This window comes from Marinobacter flavimaris (assembly GCF_002933295.1).
Lineage (GTDB): Bacteria > Pseudomonadota > Gammaproteobacteria > Pseudomonadales > Oleiphilaceae > Marinobacter > Marinobacter flavimaris.
In genome coordinates this window covers 162364-183216 of record NZ_PSSW01000001.1, presented here as the reverse complement: position 1 = coordinate 183216, position 20853 = coordinate 162364, and the positions used below count along the sequence as shown (strand labels likewise).

The window sequence follows — 20853 nt, the reverse complement described above, 5'->3', positions numbered from 1 at the left end:
TGCCCCGTCTGGGGCCTCATTGACCGAGAGGACAGGACATGGAACTCGAATTCGACGAAAGCGTGGTTGTACCCAGTAATAACTGATTCTCTGGCGGTCCGTCCGGACCGCCGGGCTCCCCTCTCTTCTTTCCTCTTGCAGACCCTCAAAGATACAAACCGTTTCCAGTTTCTACATGAAACAGTGGTAATAAACGCGTTTTTTTGGCAATCTTCCTTCCAACTATCAGTAACTTCCCGATTTTTCTGGCGAAACCTGTACTGATAAAAGACAGTTCAGGCGCCAAACTGGGGCGACTGATGCGTTCGTTAAATCAACCAGAATCATCTATGTCGAGACGCCTCCCTGAAAAGCTGACAGCTCCGGAAGTGGACCTGTTGTCTCCTATGCTGAACAGGGACGGTGACACATGGACCGCAGATTTTCGCGGACTGACGTTGAGAACAGCGCTCCAGCCGATCTACAGCATTTCACACAAGCGTATCGTCGGCTATGAGGCCCTGATCCGGGCCTTTGATACGGATAACTCCGCGGTACTGCCGCTGCACCTGTTCCAGCTACCGGCCTCCGAGGCGGAGAACCTTCTCCTTGACCGGCTTTGCCGCTATCTGCACATACGCAATTACAGCGGCATCCGCGATCAGCTGAACTGGCTGTTCCTCAACGTTTCGCCCCAGGTGGTAACCAGCGGCAGCCAGGCCGATTCGTTCTTCGGACAGCTTCTGGCCAAAACCGGCCTACCTCCACACCGGATTGTCATGGAAATTGTTGAGCAACCCACAGACGACGCCGAAAGGCTTCGGGAAACGGTTGCCTATTACAAGAAACTGGGCTGTCTGACGGCCATTGATGATTTCGGTGCCGGCCACTCCAATTTCGAACGAATCTGGAACCTGTCACCCGACATCGTGAAACTGGATCGAAAACTGCTTACCCGTGCGACAGACGATCACAAGGCACGCCAGATTCTGAACGGCATCGTGTCACTGCTGCACCAGTCCGGCTGCCTGGTTCTTCTGGAAGGCGTGGAAACCCGTGATCAGGCAATGATTGCGATCGATGCGGGCGTGGATTTCGTTCAGGGCTTCTATTTCCGCAGACCGAGCACAGACCTCGACCAACTGACCCACTCACCCGCCGATTTCGATCATCTGTTGCAGGAATACAAAACCCGCAACCAGGTTACCCTGGATCCGACCCGGCAACTGGTGGACTTTTTCAGTGGCTTCTTCGACCACGCAATCACGAAGCTTCGCAGCGGGATGAGCATGCAGCAATCCTGTCTAGAATTGTTGAACCACCCAGCCGTTTCCCGCTGCTACCTGGTCGACGACAAGGGCGTTCAGATGGACGACACCCTGGTTTCTGACGCGGGCACACGCAGTATGGACCCGCGTTTCAAACCCCTGGAGAGCACCAGCAGCGCCGACTGGTTTCGCCAGCAGTACCTTCGCCAGGCGCTGGCTCAACCGGAAAGCCTGCACGTAACCGCCCCCTACCTTTGCGTTACCGGAGCCTATATGTGCGTGACCCTGTCACTGGGGTACTATCAGGACGGCAAGCTTCAGGTGCTGTGCTGCGACATTCTCGCCAACCCGACCGAACAGCGCTCATAGACCCGGAGTGATGTCGTAGACCACGGCAATAACCACAACGGTAACGGCGCCAACAAACACGTTCATGGGTAAACCGACCCGCACGAAATCACTGAACCGGTAACCACCAGGCCCGAATACCATCATGTTGGTCTGGTACCCAAGCGGCGTGGCAAAACTGGCGGACGCGGCCATCATCACCGCAATCACAAACGGCTCGGCGGCCACCCCCATACTGTTCGTCATCGACAGAACGATGGGAATGACCAGGACCGCCGCCGCATTGTTGGTAATAACCTCGGTCAGGACCGACACCACGAGATAAACCAGCAGGATCGTTAACAGTACGTCGCCCTGACTGAATTCAAGGATGCCTGCAGCCACAAAGCCTGCCGCGCCGGTCTGCTCCAGGGCCGCGCCCATGGCAAAGGAGGCCGCAATGGTAAGGATCACCGGCACATCCACGGACTTCTGGGCCTGGCCCACCGAGCAGCAGCCAGTCAGAATCATTCCTGCGGCGCCCAGCAGGGCCGCGTTAAGCATGCTCAAGGTGCCACAGGCAGCGAGACCCACCAGCACCAACAGGATTCCCCAGGACAGCCACGCCCGGTCATGCCGGGGTGTCTCGGTTTCCAGGTCATTAATGAGCAGGAAGTCCTTGTTATAGCGCTGTCGGCTGACAAACGCGGGGCGGGCCTCGAGAAGCAGCACATCGCCAGGTTTGAGGCGGATATTCCCCAGGTTGCCGGAAACACGCTCCCCACCCCTGGCAACGGCCAGCACAACCGCACCGTAACGGTCCCGGAACCGGGCGTCGCGAATGGTCAGCCCCAACACATCGGACTGGGGCGACAATGCCGCTTCAACCAGACGCCGTTCCGCCCGATCCTTGCTCAGACTCGGCTCGTCTTCATGGACTGACGGGACGATACCGTTTATCCGCAGGAGGTCAGAAATGGCCTGGGTATCACCGGCAAACACCAGACGATCGCCACCCCTGAGTCGCTCCTCCGAGGGCACCGCCGTAACCACGCTGCCATCGCGTTCGATCTCAACCAGATACAACCGCTCAAGCTCCCGGAGCCCGGCTTCACCAACAGTCTTGCCGACCAGCGGCCCGTCAAACGACACCGCGACCTCCAGGGTAAACTCCCTCATGGAGCCAAATTTCTGCTGATCCTTACGATCCGGAAGCACACGGGGCATAACCAGCAGCAAAGCGGCCACGCCGATCACCGCCACCGGCAGCCCGACCGCCGTGATCGAGAAAATGGAGAAGCCCTCTTCGCCGGTTAGCTGCTGGTACTGGCCGTTGACGACCAGATTCGTGCTGGTGCCGATCAGTGTCAGGGTACCCCCGAGAATGGCGGAGTAGCTCAGGGGAATCATCAATTTGGACGGTGAGATACCGATCTTGCGGGACCACGCATGCACCGCCGGGATCATGGTGGCGACAACCGGGGTGTTGTTGAGAAAACCACTGAGAAGGGACACCGGGAGGGCAATCCGTGCCTGGGCAGAACGAACGGTCTTGGGATTGCGAAGCAGGTGATGCACCAGCAGATCGACACCGCCGGAATGATGAATGCCCGCAGCCACCACAAACATGGCAACCACGGTGATCAGACCACTGTTGCTGAACCCGGCGAGCGCCTGGTCCGCGGACACAATCCCGCTGGCACTGAGCACCACGAGCACACCCATCATCACCAGATGGGGCGCAAATCGCCCTGCACTCATCAGTATCAACGCGGTGCCTGCGAGGCCCAGCGCAAACCAGCCCTGCCAGTCCATCAACGGTTCTTCCCGATCAGAAAACTGGCAGGATAACGACTTTGCAGAAGACAGAGAAAGAATAAAGGATGCTTTTTATAGCATCTTATAGAATATTAAACTTCGATGTCCGCCATGTTGCCGTAGGTCTCGAGCCACGCCCTTCGATCGGATGCGCGCTTCTTGCCCAGCAACATGTCCATCCGGCTATCGGTATCATCCCCGTCTTCGATGGTCAGCATGACCAGGCGACGGGTGTCCGGGGCCATGGTGGTCTCACGCAGCTGAAGCGGGTTCATCTCACCCAGACCCTTGAAGCGGGTCACCGAAATCTTGCCCTTGCGCTTCTCCGCGGCAATACGGTCGATAATGCCCTGCTTTTCATGTTCATCCAGGGCGTAGAAGGTTTCCTTGCCCAGATCTACCCGATACAGCGGCGGCATGGCAACGAACACATGGCCGGCGGCAACCACAGGGCGGAAGTGTTTGACGAACAACGCGCACAGCAGCGTGGCAATGTGAAGGCCATCCGAGTCCGCATCAGCAAGGATGCAGATCTTGTTGTACCGAAGGCCATCCAGCTGGTCAGAACCGGGATCTACACCAATCGCAACGGCAATATCGTGAACTTCCTGGGACGCCAGGATCTCGCCCGAATCAACCTCCCAGGTATTGAGGATTTTCCCCCGAAGCGGCATCACCGCCTGGAACTCCCGGTCCCGGGCCTGCTTGGCGGAACCGCCTGCAGAATCACCTTCTACCAGGAACAGCTCGGACCGGGCGGTATCCCCACCGGAACAGTCCGCCAGCTTACCCGGGAGTGCGGGGCCCGAGGTGACTTTCTTGCGGGCCACCTTTTTGCTGGCTCGCAGCCGACGCTGGGCATTGCTGATGAAGAGCTCAGCTAGTGCTTCTGCCACATCGGTGTGCTGGTTGAGCCAAAGGCTGAAGGCATCCTTGACCACGCCGGAGATGAAGGCCGCGGCCTCACGGGAAGACAGACGCTCTTTGGTCTGCCCTGAGAACTGGGGCTCCTGCATCTTGAAGGACAGGACATAGGCTGCCCGTTCCCAGATATCTTCCGGAGAGAGCTTAACGCCCCGGGGTAGCAGGTTGCGGAACTCGCAGAACTCGCGCATCGCTTCAAGCAGGCCGGTACGCAGCCCGTTCACATGGGTGCCGCCCTGGGCCGTGGGAATCAGGTTTACGTAGCTTTCCATGATCGCTTCGCCGCCCTCGGGCAGCCACTGGATGGCCCAGTCCACCGCTTCCTTGTTTCCGGAAAAGCTGCCGGTAAACGGCTCAAGCGGCACAACCTCGATATCGGCAAGGGCCGTGCGCAGGTAGTCCCGCAACCCGTCTTCGTAAAACCATTCGTCTTTTTCCCCGGTTTTTTCCTGGAGGAAAGTAACCGTCAGGCCCGGACACAGAACCGCCTTTGCCCTCAGGTTATGGCGGAGCCGGCTAACGGAAAAATTGGGGCTGTCGAAATAGGTTACGTCGGGCTTGAACTTCAGGCGGGTACCGGTGTTGCGCTTGCCCACGGTATCGATCACTTCAAGCTCGGACGCTTTGTCGCCATTGGCGAACGTCATCCGGTGCAATTGGCCATCGCGCTTGATGGTTACTTCCAGATGGGTGGACAGTGCGTTGACTACGGATACACCGACACCGTGGAGACCACCGGAAAAGTTGTAGTTGCCCTGAGAGAATTTGCCGCCGGCGTGCAGGCGGGTAAGGATCAGTTCAACGCCAGGCAGGCCTTCCTCTTTGTGCAAATCCACGGGCATGCCGCGGCCGTCATCTTCAACGCTCAGCGAGCCATCGCTGTACAACACCACGTCGATGCGTTTGGCGTGCCCTGCCAGCGCCTCATCCACACTGTTGTCGATAACTTCCTGCGCCAGGTGATTGGGCCGACTGGTGTCTGTATACATCCCCGGCCGCTTGCGCACCGGATCCAGGCCGCTCAGTACTTCAATAGCATCGGCGTTATATTGTTGCTGGCTCATGGGCAGGAACTGACTCCGCGATTGATATGAAAAGCTGAGCCATAGCTTAGGGATTCGTGAGGAAAGATCAACGGTTGTTTTCGGCGCGGGTGATCTGGATATCATCCCAGCCTTCAGCGGTCACCGCGATGACCGCGCAGGGGGTGGTGAGCGCCTGGGTGACGATGGTGCCAGGGGCGGGTTCAGCCACTCTGACCCTCAGCTCCAGGGTTCCGCCACGGATCTCAGAGGAGTCAAGGGTGACACTGTAGCCGCCGGTTGGCTTCTGGCCAATTGAAGCCAAAACGATGTGTTCTCTTTCAAACTCAATAGTTTTGAGCGCCTCGAGAGAGAGGTTTCGCCCGGGCAACGCTTCCAGCTTCTGAACGTCCTGACGGCTTGCCAGATGAATATGGCCGGGGGCCGTAAGGCCACAGTGCGCCGACTGCGTGATCTGGCGAGCTAGCGGCCCACCTTCTGCGGTTTCTGAACGACTGCTTGCACATCCGGATAGCATCAGCGTTGCTGCCAGAAGACAGACAGCGCGAAAGTGAATGGGCATCAACGATTGACCTCCAGGTTTCTCACCGGCTCAGCAGCTGTGCTCCCAGGTTTTTTTAAACGATAGCCCTCGAAGCCGATGCGGGGCAAACCCATGGAAGCAATGGTCGGGCGCCGGAAGCTCGTGCTCAGAGTAACGCCGGTGACCCGCTCTTCCCCGATGACGATCTTCTCTGGCAAGCCATTTACCGGGTACTCGGCACAGGCCTCACCGCTCTCACAAATAAAGCCATTGTTGTCCATGTCCGTTCCGGCCACCAGGAAATACTCCCCGGGTTCTATGTCGTCGAAGGAGAAGCTGTAACTTCCATCGCGGGCCGTCACCACGCGCTGTTCGATGGTTTCGCGGCTTTCATCAGGGCTTACCAGCAGTACATAATGGCGACCTGCGTCTCGCTCATCAGCCAATTCCCTGAGGTCTATCGAAACTGGAACCTTCAGGGTTCCGGTTTCGCCACCAGCACTGTAGTCAATCTGAATCGTCGTCGCATAACTCTGCCCGTCAACGACATTTTCCTCCAATACCGAGACGGCCACCGAGCTCGGCAGAGAGCTGCCAGCTGAAAGCGCCGGATCGAGAGAGATCAAATTTGAATCGAAGGCAACGTTATCAACTAAGACCGATTCGCCTTCGGGATAAACGGTAAAATCAAGCTCGCTATTGAAGCGTGCCCGGTCAAACTCGATAGCAGAAGGCGAAGAAAGGACTATCGTGCTCACGGATCCGTCCAGAGCCGCGTCAACTGACTTGAGCGCATTTATCAGACCAGCACCATATTCGGTACTGTTGCCTACGTTCTCTGTCAGCACACCACTGACCATCCAGGCCCGAAACTGGCCAGGAGTAACTCCCTCAGGATTTGCCCCTTTCATCAAGGCATAAACGCCTGCAACGTGCGGAGCAGCCATTGAGGTACCCTGTAATCCTGCATAGGAGCGGATAAAGTCACCACCATCATCAACCCCCCAGGTGCTGATGACCAGGTCGGCGTTACCATCCAGATTCGCGTCTCTGGTCGCATCCCCGCCCGGCGCAACAAGATCCACTGAACCACCAAAATTGGAGTATGAGGCGCGCACCTTCCCCGCATCGACTGCGCCAACGCCAATAACTCGCTCAAAGGCCGCTGGATAGGTCAACTCATCTGTACCCTGATTGCCAGCCGCAGCGACAACCAGCTTTCCATTTTCATCAGCCCGGTTTATGGCTGCTTCCAATACTGTGCTCGGACCAACGCCTCCGAGGCTCAGGTTTATGACATCGATATCGGGGTTGTCGGCAGCCCAATTTACCGCTGCGACAAGGTCATCCAGCGTGCCCGCCCCATCACGCCCAAGCACTCTGACAGGCCAGAGTGTTGCCGCCGGCGCAACGCCGTCCACGCCGGCAGAATCCTGAAGCGCAGCCACAATGCCCGCAACATGGGTTCCATGGAAGTTACTGCTCTGAGGTTTACCGTCACCCGGATCAGCCGGGTTGTTGTCATAGCCCAAGGGGTCATTGAACTGTGGATCGATATCCACTTCAGCAGACACATAATCGAGAATTCGTCCGGAATTGAACGGAATGACATTGGTGTCCAGGTCCAGGTGCCAATCGCCATAGGTTTGCGGAGTGGAAGTGAACAGGCCGGTGTCCATCACAGCCACTCCAACCGAGTTACCAAGGGTCGGCGCCGCTTGCCAGGCAAGGGGCGTACTGATGAGAGGCAGATTCCATTGCAAAGATGACAGATCCCGGTCCGCCAGAGCCCGGTAGATATAGTTTGGCTCTGCCACCTGCACGCCCGGCTGCGACTTCAGACTGGTAATCCAACGAAGGGTCTGGTCCCGCAGGGCCCCGGAAGCGCTGGACGATTGGGAAGCGACGACACCAACAGGCTCACGCCTTACTAACCAGGCCCCCTGCCCCAGTGATTTCGCAGAGGAGGCCGACAAAGCTCCTGCGAGACCCTGCGGATCCAGGCGCCCCTGCTCTTGCCGCGACACCACCACAATGGCCTCGTCCGGGACAAACTCCGGCTGGCTGTAATAAGAGCTCGAAAAATTAGTGACGCCGGTTGTCGAAACAGACAGCACGTACCGGAATGGACCCCCACCGGCTGTTCGGAGACTTATCTCTGCGGGCCCTTCCACGGGTGCAGTGACCATCAAGGCTGTGTCGCCGGCACCGAAATCGGAGTCCGAAGCGCCGCTCTGGTCGACCGACAGGCTAATCGAGGGGGCTAAAAAATCAGAATCCCTGAAAACCTGAACGGTAATCGTGCTGCCCGCTGCGAGATCCGCGCGGAATGTATCCTGCTCGTCAGCGAAATACTCGAAGATAAACTCGCCGGAATCGGGGTAGATGCCTGAAGTAGCGCTCAAATAGCCACCCAAAATACCTGTTGAAGGCACTAACTGGGCGGTACTGAAAGAATCGTTGGACACTGCTTCATTGACCCGACTGTCATCAGCCGTATCCGAATCCACTCGCGTTCCACTTTCGATAGAAATAGTTCCGCCCAGCCCGGGCTCCTGCGAATCGAGGCTGTCGCCACCGCCGCCACCTCCGCAACCCACGAGGAGAAATAGAGCTGAAAAAACTGAGATCAATTTTGATGAGACATCAAACGACATAAGTCAGGCCACTGGCAGAAGATCGATTTTATTTCCTAGGGTATAACAAACACGTTCCTTGCGAGTGTTCGGTTTCGTTCAAACTACGTTTCCTCTTGTATTCCAGATGCAAAAAGCCGCCTGGAGTTTCCCTCAGGCGGCCCTCTTTATCTCACTTCAACATTACAACGCGTAGAATAGCATCGGCACAAAGGCCACGAACAACAGTGTGGGGCCCATCACAGCCAGGGGCAGCAGCAACCGCTCATAGCGATGCCAGAAGGAACCTGAGCGCTCTGCCGCCAGCACTTCGGTCTCGCCCACCACCTGGCGGGTGAGCAGGTGGTTCAGCGCCACTGGCGGGCTCAGGTAACCGAGCTCAAATGCCACCAGACACACAATCCAGAAGTGCAGCGGATCAATACCCAGCTGGATCGCCGGCTGGGCAATGGTCGCCGACACCAGGATTACCGCGCCGAACGGGTCCATGACCATGCCTATAACTGTGAGCATCACGACGATCACCAGCATGGCGATCCAGGGACTGGTCAGGTCCTCAGGGAAGAGCGCGTGAACAATATCCGAGCGTTCCAGGATACCGCCGAGGCAGATCGAAAACCCAATAAGCGCAAGCAGAGCTCCGATGTGCACCGCTGAATCGCTGGCAGCGGCGGAGCTTCGGCTCCAGAATGCCGGAGAGCGTGTCTGGCCCTGCTCCTCACTGTTTCGGCCGGAATCCAGGAGTACCAGGGCAAGCATAACCAATGGCAGGATCAACGGGGCACTGTACTCGTTGAACTTCAAGCCCAGAACAACCCAGATCGACAGGATAACCAGAGCCGCCACTGCAACATAAGGCAGCAGGGCCCGGCTTTCCGAAAGAGCCGCACGGAAGGCGCCGGGCGCCGGACGGGGCTTCCAGTTTCCCTGGGTCTTGCAGACAATCAGTGAAAACAGCGTTGCCGACATGATGAAGACCCAGAAGCCCCAGCTGTACATCTCCGTGGTCGTCACTTCCTTATTGAGAGCCGCGACGACAACAATCAGCAGGCATGGGTTGAGGACCACCCCGAGGCTTCCCGACATGGCAGTCGTTGCCAGGGAAAGCTGCCGCCCTGCCCCGGCCCGGCGCAGCTCGTCATAGACAACACCACCCACGGCCAGGATGAAAATGCCCGATGCGCCGGTGAACGCGGTCGGAAACGCCGTTGCGAAGATGATCACCGAAGCCAGCATCGGCGCTGGCAGATTAAAAGGTTTGATGAGATTGAGCAGGAGCTCGGGAATCCTGGTCTGCTTCAGCATCATGCCCACCAGCACATAAAGGCCGATATTGATGAACATGGATGACAGATTGGACATCATTCCAAAGTAGATCGCCAGGCCCGAGGCATACCCGTCTACCAGGAAGAAATAACTCATGGCGATCAGGCCCATGGCACAGTACAGAGGAATCACCAGACCGGACGAGGCGGCAAGACCGCCGGGGCGGATACGTTCCGGGACGTTCAGGAAACGCACTGCATTGATCACCATAAAGAGGCCGAAGACCCCGCCCCAGGCATATTGAAGGCTCATCGTACCCTCCGAACCCGGCGACGTGGCCAGCTTGCCCAGGTAAGCGTTCAGCGACAGCACCATCAGACCATTAACCACAAACTGCACACCCTGGCTCAGCCGCCATTCAGCTCGATTGCGGGGCAGGCGCAACGCTATGTGGTCCGTGTCCAGCGCAGCGATTGCCGCAGCCATCGCGAACATCGCAATGAACAGGTACTTGGTTAGCTCAATGTTCTCGAGCAGGAAGTCCGCAAGTCCCTGCTCTACCGTCTTGAACGCCCCTAGGGCTGGCGTAGCGTGGGCCAGGTTCTGTTCATAGACGTCGTATTGCTGCTGGCAGAGTTCCAGATTGCTCTGTAGCGATTTGCGGATGGCATCGGGATTGGGCGGTGAGCTGAACAGGTCATCGGGGTCGGGCTTGTAATTGGCCACCCGGCGAGCCACTTCGGCATCAACATCCATTTCCAACTGACAGGACGGCTCTGTCGCCTCGGGATTCAGCAGATAATAGTTCGGCCAGGTCTGTTCTCCGACCCAGAGCAACCGGGAATGGAGCGAGTTGCCCATCCCCAGCAGCAGGGTAAACAGCAGGAGAAGCAGCAGAACCGCCCCGTAAATGCGATGTACGGGGTAGAGGGTCCGTGCTGCCGGAGCGGTAATTGCTCGCCAGTTCATGATGGTTCCGCCCCGTTATTCGCGGTTGTCCGCGGTGCACTCGGCTGCAGCAGGGTTACTTGCACAGCGGATCTTGCTGAGCAGCCCCATCATTTTCGGGTGATACACATCCGGCGCCCCGTTCAGGCCATCGCGCATCTCGATCCGGTTCTCCCGGAACATCTCCTGATAGCCGCGGATGTCTTTTTCAGGAATGCGCACCCATTTTTCTTCGGGAATGGCTGCTTCCTGGCCTTCAATCAGCCCCATGGCCTGAGGAAACATATTCCAGGCAACTTCACGGGCTTTCTGGGCTGTGTCGTCGTCCAGCACGTCATCACGGGCAACCATCTGAAGCGTCAGCTGTGCCAGCGGATAGTCCACAACCCCACCGCTTTCGCCGATGCCCTTATAGAGTTCCAGAGCTTCGTAAGCAAAGGCCGGCGCATAGGCGGTATCCACCGAACCGTTGTTAAATTTGCCGGCGAAGTTGGTGATGTCAGAGGGCACGACCGTGGCCTTGACGAAGTTCACCATGTGAATCGCGTCTTTCTGATAGTCGAGGGTTGCCATTCGCTTGCCCGCCAGCTCGCCGGCAGTATCAATACTGCGATCATTTACAAACAGGTAACCGGCACCCACCGGTATGATGCCGAGCACTTCGTAACCGTTATCCTTCATCAATGGCGCGGCTTTCGGCTGCGCCAGCGTGGCCAACAAGGTTTTCAGGTTGTCGTAGGTGGGCAGCGCTCCCACAGCGCTGATGCTGCCCGTGAACTTGTTGAATGGACGAATCCGGATGTCTGTGGCGGCAACGGCATCGCATTGTCCGGCGTTAAAATCACCGATCGCCACGCCCTCATCGGTGTAGGGTTTCAGCTCGAAATCCACGCCGTGGCCCTTCATCTCTAGCGCATAGTCTTTGACGAAGTTGTAGAAGTCGCCATTGGCGCCGATTACATCGAACACGCACATGGAAACAGACTGTGCCGATGCCAGCGGAGCGGCGGCCACAAGGGCCATGGCAGCGAGGGATTTGCGGATCATATCGACCTCCGGGTCATTCTTGTGTTTGTCAGTTTTCAGAGGATGTCGGCAACCTGCCTTAGAGCAGGTCGTCCAGATTCATGGTTTCGACGTTTTCGGTTTGCCGCTCAGGGCTCATCCTGCCGAAGAAGGATTGCGGCGTCCGGTAGCCGTAATTGGCGGTCCAGTGTTTGTCAGAAGAGAAGCGCACCACGCCCGCCGCGACTTCATCCACCAGACGATACTCGTCCCAGACCTCCATAGTTGCATCGGCCGCGGCGAAACTGGCGATGGCTTGCTCAAGCTTTTCCGGGCGACCAAAGGTTTCGGCGGCGACCGCTTGAAGCGCGTGCGGAACCCGCATGCCTTTCTCAACCCCCAGTTCCCGGCTGTGCTCAAGCACCTGCCAGGGGTCCGGCGCCAGAGCCGGACGGGTGTCGGGCAGCAGCAGCCAGACCAGGGCCCGGATGGCGTTTGGCATACCACCCCACTTTTCATTGTCCAGACAGGTAGCGGCACGCTCGGCCTGGGGAGCGATATTCCTGGGGACTCCGGCCATGGCGCCGGAATTGGCATCGTTTACGATTGCCTGCATACCGGTCAGCAAGCCCAGCAGGAAGGTGATTTCGTCCTGTTCGGTGAACAGAAAGGGGCACTCGAGGGGTTCAGCAGCGGGATCGAACTCGTAGGCGGCCATTGCTCGCTTAAAGGAGGCATACCGACGTTTCGCGGTCAGCGCATTCAATCGCTTTGCCACTTCCCTGGCGTCCTTTGCCGCTTCCACATCTCCCTCATAATCCGCTCTGAGATAGGCGAGCTCAGCCTCCCAGGCCTTGTACTCCGCACAATTGCCTGCCAGAAGCATCAACAGGGAGCCGGTGGTGTCAGGTGCATCGGTGACCCGCGAGAAGGAATAGAGCAGCGGATCCACGCCCTCGCCCAGCGCACACGCCATCTGGGTGTCGGACATCTGCAACACGTAGGGCGTGGCTTCGCCCTCCGAATAATTGGAGAGCACAACGCCGGTGGTGGTGTAGATGGGGTTGGCCGAGCAACCTGTGAGTATGGCAACGGCTGCCAGCGAGAGAGCCTTGAGGCGAGCCGCAAAGACATGCGGTCCGAGCTTTGCCAGAGAGGAGATCATATTTCACCCTGCATCACGTTGTTTTTGTTTGCCCGATCTGAACTCGGTTTTTGTCAACGGGTGCAAGAATGCGGTGAAAACTGTCCTACAAAAATGGCTCGAATGCCGATTTTGTTATGCCGATCGGGCCAATGGCCCGGAAGGAAAGGAATTTGCCAGAATATTATTGATATAAAACAATGACTTTTGAAAACGCCAATCCGCTTACAGAGCCATCATTGCCATTACCTGATCGGTCAGGCCATCCAGTGTCAGCCCTCCCCGCTCCGGTTTGTACCAGGTTACGGTCCAGCTGAGAGCGCCGGTCAACATCCTTCGAACAACGAAGGGATCCGCCTCCAGCGCGCCCTCGCGCTTCAATGATTCCAGCACATCCAGCCACAGTTTCTCGTAGATGTCCCGAAGTTCCAGCACTTCGCCCTGGGACGGGGCCGACAGACTCCGCCATTCAAATACCAGGACTGCCATCGCTTCGCCGGTCTGGCCATTGATAGATTCAAGTTCCGCGCGGATCAGTCCACGAAGCTTCTGCCTGCTGGTATCGGCGGCCTCCAGAGCCGCCTGCATGAGCGCGGTGTTCAGCCGGATGGTTTCTACCATCACTGCCTTGAGGATCTCTTCCTTGGTTCGAAAGTGGTGGAACAGGCTGCCGGACTGAATACCCACGGCAGCGGCAAGGTCACGAACTGTAGTGCGCTCGTAGCCTTTTTCCCGGAACAGCCGAGCCGCCTCAGTGAGCAGACGGCCGCGAGCGCCTTTGGGGTCTGACACAAGGTTTTCTGCGATCAGGGACTGGAGGATCTGGTTCTGGCTCACTACGGCTACTCGGTTGGCATAAGAGGCCTTTAATTCTACCTGAAACATGCCTGTTTACAAACCAAGCGCTTGCTTGGTATTGTCATCTCCATCGTGTGGCAAAACCGCCACCGCTCCCATTTTCAATCAGCAATCATTTACAGGGCACAGGAAGATGGCTGAATCCCCCAACACTGTTCGCATCGGATGCTCCGCCGCCTTCTGGGGCGACACGGAAACGGCTGCCGCGCAGCTGGTCCACAAGGGCAATATCGACTATCTGGTAGCCGATTATCTGGCCGAAATCACCATGTCGATCATGGCGGGCCAGAAAATGAAGGACCCATCCCAGGGGTATGCGCGGGATTTCGTACAGACGGTCATGGGCCCCTTGCTCGATGACATCAAGGAAAAGGGCATTCGGGTGCTGGCCAACGCCGGCGGCGTCAACCCGGTGGCCTGTCGTGACGCCCTTCAGGCTCTCTGTGAAAAAGCCGGCGTGGACATGAAGATCGCCCTGGTTCTGGGCGACGACCTTCTGATGAAAAAGAAAAATCTCGCAGATATGGGCGTCAAGGAGATGGGTTCCGGCCAACCGATGCCCGCAATGATGGTCAGCCTGAATGCCTATCTGGGAGCGCCAGGTCTGGTTGCGGCTCTGGAACAGGGCGCGGACATCGTTATTACCGGCCGGGTGGCAGACAGTGCCCTGGTATTGGCACCGCTGGTGCACGAGTTCGGCTGGAGCTGGCAAGACTACGACAAACTGGCGCAGGGCAGCCTGGCCGGGCATCTGCTCGAGTGCGGTGCCCAGGCCACCGGCGGCAACTTCACCGACTGGGAAGCGGTAGCTGGCGGCTACGCCAACATGGGATTCCCGATAGCCGAAGTGAGTGCCAACGGCGACTTTTTTATCACCAAGCCCGAAGACACCGGCGGGCTGGTTAGTCGTGGCACAGTTGCGGAACAGCTGGTCTACGAAATCGGTGACCCAAGGGCCTACCTGCTGCCTGACGTTACCTGCGATTTCACAGGTGTAGAGCTGGAGGAAACCGGTAAAGACCGTGTACAGGTGCGGGGCGCACGGGGGCTACCACCCACCGACAGTTACAAGGTATCGGGCACCTGGCCGGATGGTTTCAAGTGCACGGTTACCTTCCTGCTGGCAGGCATGAATGCCAGGGCCAAGGCCCAGACTGTCGCACAGGCCATTCTGGCCAAGACCTCACGCATGTTCAGCGAACGTGGCCTGCCTGATTACAGCGAAACCAGTATTGAGCTTCTGGGTACGGAAACGACCTACGGTGCTCATGGCCGTGGCGAGGATTGCCGCGAAGTAGTGGTCAAGATCAGCACCGCCCATCCCAAGAAAGAGGCCCTTGTACTGTTTTCCCGCGAGATTGCCCAGGCAGCCACGGGGATGGCACCGGGAATCACCGGGATTGTGGGTGGCCGGCCGACCGTGTGGCCGAAGATCCGGTTGTATTCATGCCTGGTGCCGAAAACGGAAGTTGATGTGTCCGTGGATCTGGGCGGCGAGCGGCAAACCGTTGGAGTCGAAACCAGCGGCGGTTTCGATAACAGCGACCTCCAGCCCCAGTCGTTCACACACGAGACAGACGAAACGGACACCACTGTGCCGCTGGTGAAGCTTGCCTGGGCCCGCAGCGGTGACAAGGGCGACCACACCAACATTGGCGTGATCGCCCGCAAACCGGAATTTCTGCCGTTCATTGAAACCGCGCTGACGGAAGCGGCGGTTGCGGACTGGATGGCCCATACCCTGAATCCGGAAACCGGCCGGGTGACCCGCTGGGCCATGCCCGGGCTGAAGGCCATCAATTTCCTGCTGGAGCACAGCCTTGGCGGCGGTGGCGTGGCCAGCCTGCGGATTGATCCACAAGGGAAGGCGTTTGCGCAGCAGCTATTGGAGTTTCCGGTGCCTGTTCCTTCTGGTCTGGTTAAAGATTGATTTATTGGTGCATGCACTCTGGTTGATAGCGCGTTCCGGGACACGCCGTGAATACATCCATGTAGGCTTGATCGCAGCATCCTTGCTGCTCACAGTCCCGAAACGCGCTACCAACCAGAGCGCCCGAACTTTGAAAGGGTCTTCGTTACTATGAGCTATCAGTCTGTGTTTCATCCCGACTTGTTTAAGGGCCAGGTGTATATTGTTACCGGCGGCGGTTCTGGTATTGGCCGGTGTACGGCCCATGAACTCGCTGCCCTGGGCGCACGGGTTGCCCTGGTCGGCCGCAAGGCCGAGAAAGTGGAATCTGTGAAAGCAGAGATCACCGAGGACGGCGGCATTGCGTCCGCCCATGTCTGTGATATCCGTGAAGAGGACTCGGTCAAGGCCACGGTGAAGGCGATCATTGCCGAACACGGAGGCCTGAATGGTTTGGTGAACAATGCCGGCGGGCAGTTCCAGGCGCCGCTGACCGGGATCAACCAGAAGGGCTGGGAGACGGTGGTTCGAACCAATCTGACCGGCGGCTTCCTGATGGCACGGGAATCCTACACCCAGGCGCTGTCAAAAACCGGGGGCGCTATTGTAAATATCGTGGCCGATATGTGGGGTGGTATGCCCGGCATGGGACACTCCGGCGCCGCCAGGGCCGGCATGGTGAACTTTACCCAGACAGCCGCCGTTGAGTGGGGCGCGTCCGGGGTTCGTGTAAACGCAGTCGCTCCGGGCTGGATTGCCTCCAGTGGCATGGATAACTACCCCGAACACATGAAGCAGTGGATTCGCAGCCTTGGTGATAACGTCCCGATCAAACGCATGGGCACCGAATCCGAAGTCAGCTCGGCCATCTGTTTTTTACTCAGCCCTGGCGCAGCGTTTATCAGCGGGGATTGTCTGCGGATCGACGGCGGTGCGTCACAGGGAGGTCGGGTCTGGCCGCTACCGAAAGCCAAGAACAACGAACCCTACAACGGCTTTCACCGGGCCATCACCCCGAAAGTTCTGAGCGACGACTGAGGAGCCGACCATGCAGGTACTTGAATCCACGGTAAGCTCCACGTCCGAGGACTTCCGCACCAACGCCGAAGCCATGGACGCCCACATCACCACGTTCCGGGACGTTGAGCAAAAGGTTCTGGATTTGGCGGAAGCCGCCCGGGAGAAGTTCATCAAACGGGGCAAGCTGCTCCCGAGGGACCGTATTAACCGGTTGCTGGACCGCGGCACGCCCTTTCTGGAACTCTGCTCCCTGGCAGGCTACAAGATGCACGACGACAAGGACGGCAGCCTCGCCGGCGGCGGGATCATCGCCGGTATCGGTTATGTGAGCGGCATCCGCTGTCTGGTGGTGGCCAGCAACAGCGCCATCAAAGGCGGCACCATTACCCCTGCCGGCCTGGACAAGACGCTGCGCCTGCAGCAGATCGCCATGGAAAACAAGCTGCCGGTGGTATCCCTTTCCGAGAGCGGCGGCGCCAACCTGAACTACGCCACTGATATTTTCGTGCTCGGCGCCCGGGGCTTTGCCAATCAGGCGCGGATGTCGGCTGCGGGCATTCCCCAGGTCACCGTAGTTCACGGCAATGCCACTGCCGGCGGCGCCTACCAGCCGGGTCTGTCCGACTACGTGATCGTGGTGCGCGAACAAGCCAAGATGTTCCTGGCCGGCCCACCACTGCTGAAGGCAGCAACCGGCGAAGTTGCCACCGATGAGGAACTTGGCGGCGCGGAGATGCATGCGACCGTGGCAGGAACGGCAGAGTACCTGGCCGAAGACGACGCCGACGGCATCCGCCAGGCCAGAAACATCCTCGAAGCCCTGCCCTGGAACGAGCAGCTGCCACCCCGGCGCGAACTTCAATGGGAGGAACCGCTCTACCCGGCCGAGGAGCTGTTGGGTGTCATCCCGGCGGATTCCAAAAAGCCCTACGATGTGCGCGAAATCCTCGCCCGCATTGCCGACGGTTCAAAGTTCATGGACTTCAAGAACGAGTTCGACGACCAGACCGTCTGCGGCACCATCCGAATTGAAGGTCATTCAGTCGGCATCATCGGCAACAACGGCCCGATCACCCCGGCTGGATCCGCCAAGGCCGCCCAGTTCATCCAGCTCTGCGACCAGGCCGGAACGCCCCTTTTGTTCCTGCATAACACCACCGGTTTCATGGTGGGTACTCACTCAGAGCAGAACGGCATCATCAAACACGGCTCGAAAATGATCCAGGCTGTGGCCAACTGTCGGGTGCCAAAGGTCGCAATTGTCATCGGCGGTTCCTATGGTGCAGGTAACTACGCCATGTGCGGACGTGGCCTGGACCCGAGGTTCATCTTCGCCTGGCCCAACAGCCGAACCGCGGTTATGGGGCCGGCACAGGCAGGCAAGGTGATGCGTATCGTAGCTGAAGACAAGCAGCGCCGCGGCGGCATGGAGCCGGATCCGAAGACACTGGATTTTCTGGAGCAGGCCACGGCGAAGAAACTGGAGGAAGGCTCAACGGCGCTGTTCGGAACGGCCAGATTGTGGGACGACGGGCTAATCGATCCGCGGGATACGCGGCGCGTTCTGGCCCTGGTTCTGGACGTTTGCCGGGAAGCCGAGGCTCGGCAGTTGCGGCCCAATACCTTTGGTGTGGCCCGCCTGTAGGTCTGCTTGTTTTGCGGGAGGAACCGGTTGGGACACCCTGCCCAAAAAACGCTACGAGCACATCCATGTGCGCTTGGCGTCGGCCATCCCTGGCCGCCGACATTTTTGGACAGGGTGTCCCAACCGGCTCTCCGAGATTCAGAGTTAACGCTTAAAACCAGCATGCTTTTCAGCGGCAGCATGCAAAAAACAACGGTAGGTCGGATTACTCATTCGGTTAAGCCGACCTACAAAAACAACAAGCCTGCCAGCAGGCAGCAACCAGTTTGCAGACGTAAGCGGCTGTGTGGGATCGGTTTCAGAAAATGTCGGCGGCCAGGGATGGCCGACGCCAAGCGCACATGGATGTGCTCGTAGCGGTTTTCTGGAAGCGGCCCCACACACCTGCCGCCAAGCTAAAGAACGTGCACCAAAACAAATACGGCACGAACTCTCTACCAGCAGGAGAACAAGAACGTGAAATTCACAGCCGAACACGAAGCCCTCAGAAAAACGGTCCGCGATTTCGTGGAGAAGGAAATCAATCCCCACTGCGACGAATGGGAAGCCGCCGGGGAATTCCCGATTCATGAACTGTTCAAAAAGCTCGGAAACCTCGGAATCCTCGGGATCCAGAAGCCCGAAGAATACGGTGGTATGGGGCTGGATTACAGCTACAACCTCGTGGCTGCGGAAGAGCTTGGCATGGCCCATTGTGGTGGTGTGCCGCTGGCCATCGGGGTTCAGACCGATATGTGTACCCCGGCCATTTCCCGGTTTGGTTCCGATGAACTGAAACGCAGTTTCCTCGCGCCGGCCATTGCCGGCGACATGGTGGGATGTATTGGCGTCAGTGAAGTTGGCGCAGGTTCTGATGTAGCGGGAATGAAAACCACTGCCAAGAAAGACGGCGACGACTACATCATCAACGGCTCCAAGATGTGGATTACCAACAGCCCCAAATCCGACTTCATCTGCTTGCTGGCCAACACCTCGGACGACAAGCCCCACAAGAACAAGTCTTTGATCATCGTGCCCACGAAAACGCCGGGCATCTCCTTCAGCCCGCACCTGAACAAGCTCGGCATGCGCTCTTCCGAAACCGCGCAGATTTTCTTTGACGACGTCCGTGTGCCCCAGCGCTACCGGATCGGCGCCGAGGGCACCGGTTTCATGATGCAGATGTTGCAGTTCCAGGAGGAGCGGATCTGGGGTGCGGCGAACGTGATCAAGGCGCTGGAGAACTGCATCACCAAGACCATCGAGTACTGTCGCGAGCGGAAGACCTTCGGCCAGCCACTGATCGACAACCAGGTAATCCACTTCCGCCTGGCCGAACTGCAAACCGAAGTCGAGGCCCTGCGCGCCCTCACCTACCAGGCCTGCGAGCTGCACGTTGAAGGCAAGGATGTCACCCGCCTGGCCTCCATGGCCAAACTCAAGGCCGGACGTCTTGGGCGTGAGGTTACAGATAGCTGCCTGCAGTACTGGGGCGGTAACGGTTACATGTGGGACAACCCGATCTCCCGGGCGCATCGGGATGTTCGGCTGGTCTCCATCGGCGGTGGTGCCGACGAAATCATGCTGGGAATTATCTGCAAGATGATGGGCACCCTTCCGGGCAAGAAGCGCGAATAACAAACGGACGGTGGAGTCACTTATGGACCAGGTACCGCATTGCGAAACACTGCTTCTGGAAAAACAGGGCCCAACCCTGTTTATCACCATCAACCGACCGGACGTGCGCAACGCCATGAGCCTCGAGATGGTGGCGGAACTGTCCGCGGTGTTCACCCAGATTGAAAACGACCTGCACATTCGCGCCGTCGTCATCCGGGGCGCCGGTGGGCACTTCTGCGCCGGTGGTGATATCAAAGACATGGCCGGAGCCCGCGGCCAGAAAGCGGCCGAGGGTGAGGCGGACCCGTTCTATCGTCTGAACCGCGCCTTCGGTCAGATGATTCAACAGGTCAACGAATCCTCGAAAGTGGTCATCGCGATCACCGAAGGCGCCGTCATGGGCGGTGGATTCGGTTTGGCCTGCGTTTCCGACGTCGCCATCGCCGGGCCGAGCGCCAAGTTCGGCATGCCAGAAACCTCTCTCGGCGTGATTCCCGCGCAGATTGCGCCGTTTGTGGTTGAACGAATCGGCCTCACTCAGGCCCGACGGCTGGCCCTGCTGGGTTTGAGAATCGATGCGAACCAAGCATGCAGTCTTGGCATTGTTCACCAGGCGGCTTCTTCAGAGGATGAACTGGAAGAGATGCTGACAAGCGCTCTGGATCGTGTCCGCCACTGCGCACCGGTTGCCACGGCAGAAACCAAAGCGTTGCTACACAGGGTTGGCCATGAACCCATGAGCGGTTTGCTGGACAGCGCGGCTGAAAAATTTGCGGAAGCCATCCGGGGAAGCGAAGGAACGGAGGGCACCATGGCCTTCATGCAAAAACGTCCACCAGCCTGGGCGGGCGAATCCGAATGATGCGGAGCGAGGTTGGGAGCCGTCTGGCTTCCAGAAAATGTAGAGGGCCATGGATGGCCCGAAACAAGCGCACATGGAT

Annotated in this window: 14 protein-coding genes; 6 read left to right on the top strand and 8 right to left on the bottom strand. The window is 58.3% G+C overall.

The features are described from left to right. The first annotated feature begins 329 nt into the window (after positions 1-329). Complete coding sequence (locus MDHKLMBL_RS00865) at positions 330-1616, top strand: EAL domain-containing protein (RefSeq protein WP_104269897.1); 1287 nt, start codon at positions 330-332, stop codon at positions 1614-1616. Here MDHKLMBL_RS00865 and MDHKLMBL_RS00860 read toward each other — a convergent pair. The 8 genes from MDHKLMBL_RS00860 to MDHKLMBL_RS00825 all read right to left on the bottom strand — a co-directional run bounded on the left by MDHKLMBL_RS00860 (position 1611) and on the right by MDHKLMBL_RS00825 (position 13766). After that, a complete protein-coding gene (locus tag MDHKLMBL_RS00860) occupies positions 1611-3389 on the bottom strand; it encodes an SLC13 family permease (RefSeq protein ID WP_008174090.1) in 1779 nt (592 codons plus the stop codon). The two genes, MDHKLMBL_RS00865 and MDHKLMBL_RS00860, sit on opposite strands and share 6 nt — an antisense overlap. 95 nt (positions 3390-3484) lie before the next feature. Continuing rightward, positions 3485-5380 carry a DNA topoisomerase IV subunit B gene (gene parE / locus MDHKLMBL_RS00855; protein WP_008174087.1) on the bottom strand — a complete coding sequence of 632 codons (1896 nt, stop codon included), beginning with the start codon at positions 5378-5380 and terminating at the stop codon, positions 3485-3487. A gap of 67 nt (positions 5381-5447) precedes the next feature. Then, positions 5448-5921 (bottom strand): protease complex subunit PrcB family protein, encoded by a 474-nt coding sequence (locus MDHKLMBL_RS00850; RefSeq protein WP_104269896.1) that lies wholly within the window; start codon positions 5919-5921, stop codon positions 5448-5450. Next, a complete protein-coding gene (locus MDHKLMBL_RS00845; protein ID WP_158254274.1) occupies positions 5921-8392 on the bottom strand; it encodes a S8 family serine peptidase in 2472 nt (823 codons plus the stop codon). Before MDHKLMBL_RS00845 ends, MDHKLMBL_RS00850 begins: the two co-directional genes overlap by 1 nt. Positions 8393-8701: 309 nt before the next feature. Then, on the bottom strand, positions 8702-10753 hold the full coding sequence (locus MDHKLMBL_RS00840) for a TRAP transporter large permease subunit (protein WP_104269894.1): 2052 nt from the start codon (positions 10751-10753) through the stop codon (positions 8702-8704). 15 nt (positions 10754-10768) lie between these two features. Further along, on the bottom strand, positions 10769-11779 hold the full coding sequence (locus MDHKLMBL_RS00835) for a putative solute-binding protein (RefSeq protein ID WP_008174079.1): 1011 nt from the start codon (positions 11777-11779) through the stop codon (positions 10769-10771). A 58-nt stretch (positions 11780-11837) separates the two neighbouring features. Beyond that, complete coding sequence (locus tag MDHKLMBL_RS00830) at positions 11838-12902, bottom strand: hypothetical protein (protein WP_104269893.1); 1065 nt, start codon at positions 12900-12902, stop codon at positions 11838-11840. A gap of 204 nt (positions 12903-13106) precedes the next feature. Continuing rightward, a complete protein-coding gene (locus MDHKLMBL_RS00825) occupies positions 13107-13766 on the bottom strand; it encodes a TetR/AcrR family transcriptional regulator (protein WP_014577825.1) in 660 nt (219 codons plus the stop codon). 106 nt (positions 13767-13872) lie between these two features. Here MDHKLMBL_RS00825 and MDHKLMBL_RS00820 point away from each other — a divergent pair, with 106 nt between their 5' ends. From MDHKLMBL_RS00820 to MDHKLMBL_RS00800, 5 genes are all read left to right on the top strand, one after another. Beyond that, complete coding sequence (locus tag MDHKLMBL_RS00820; RefSeq protein WP_104269892.1) at positions 13873-15669, top strand: acyclic terpene utilization AtuA family protein; 1797 nt, start codon at positions 13873-13875, stop codon at positions 15667-15669. Positions 15670-15819: 150 nt separating this feature from the next. Then, a complete protein-coding gene (locus tag MDHKLMBL_RS00815; protein ID WP_008174073.1) occupies positions 15820-16686 on the top strand; it encodes an SDR family oxidoreductase in 867 nt (288 codons plus the stop codon). Positions 16687-16696: 10 nt separating this feature from the next. Further along, positions 16697-18313 carry an acyl-CoA carboxylase subunit beta gene (locus MDHKLMBL_RS00810; RefSeq protein WP_104269891.1) on the top strand — a complete coding sequence of 539 codons (1617 nt, stop codon included), beginning with the start codon at positions 16697-16699 and terminating at the stop codon, positions 18311-18313. A gap of 456 nt (positions 18314-18769) precedes the next feature. After that, positions 18770-19930: an acyl-CoA dehydrogenase family protein gene (locus MDHKLMBL_RS00805; RefSeq protein WP_008174068.1), complete on the top strand. Its 1161-nt coding sequence runs from the start codon at positions 18770-18772 to the stop codon at positions 19928-19930. A gap of 22 nt (positions 19931-19952) precedes the next feature. After that, complete coding sequence (locus MDHKLMBL_RS00800; protein ID WP_104269890.1) at positions 19953-20774, top strand: enoyl-CoA hydratase/isomerase family protein; 822 nt, start codon at positions 19953-19955, stop codon at positions 20772-20774. Positions 20775-20853: the final 79 nt, after the last annotated feature.

Coding starts and splice junctions, on each gene's coding strand:
- MDHKLMBL_RS00840 (WP_104269894.1), bottom strand. CDS start 10,753: ATGAACTGGCGAGCAATTACCGCTCCGGCAGCACGGACCCTCTACCCC.
- MDHKLMBL_RS00820 (WP_104269892.1), top strand. CDS start 13,873: ATGGCTGAATCCCCCAACACTGTTCGCATCGGATGCTCCGCCGCCTTC.
- MDHKLMBL_RS00860 (WP_008174090.1), bottom strand. CDS start 3,389: ATGGACTGGCAGGGCTGGTTTGCGCTGGGCCTCGCAGGCACCGCGTTG.
- MDHKLMBL_RS00825 (WP_014577825.1), bottom strand. CDS start 13,766: ATGTTTCAGGTAGAATTAAAGGCCTCTTATGCCAACCGAGTAGCCGTA.
- MDHKLMBL_RS00850 (WP_104269896.1), bottom strand. CDS start 5,921: ATGCCCATTCACTTTCGCGCTGTCTGTCTTCTGGCAGCAACGCTGATG.
- MDHKLMBL_RS00830 (WP_104269893.1), bottom strand. CDS start 12,902: ATGATCTCCTCTCTGGCAAAGCTCGGACCGCATGTCTTTGCGGCTCGC.
- parE (WP_008174087.1), bottom strand. CDS start 5,380: ATGAGCCAGCAACAATATAACGCCGATGCTATTGAAGTACTGAGCGGC.
- MDHKLMBL_RS00835 (WP_008174079.1), bottom strand. CDS start 11,779: ATGATCCGCAAATCCCTCGCTGCCATGGCCCTTGTGGCCGCCGCTCCG.
- MDHKLMBL_RS00815 (WP_008174073.1), top strand. CDS start 15,820: ATGAGCTATCAGTCTGTGTTTCATCCCGACTTGTTTAAGGGCCAGGTG.
- MDHKLMBL_RS00800 (WP_104269890.1), top strand. CDS start 19,953: ATGGACCAGGTACCGCATTGCGAAACACTGCTTCTGGAAAAACAGGGC.
- MDHKLMBL_RS00865 (WP_104269897.1), top strand. CDS start 330: ATGTCGAGACGCCTCCCTGAAAAGCTGACAGCTCCGGAAGTGGACCTG.
- MDHKLMBL_RS00810 (WP_104269891.1), top strand. CDS start 16,697: ATGCAGGTACTTGAATCCACGGTAAGCTCCACGTCCGAGGACTTCCGC.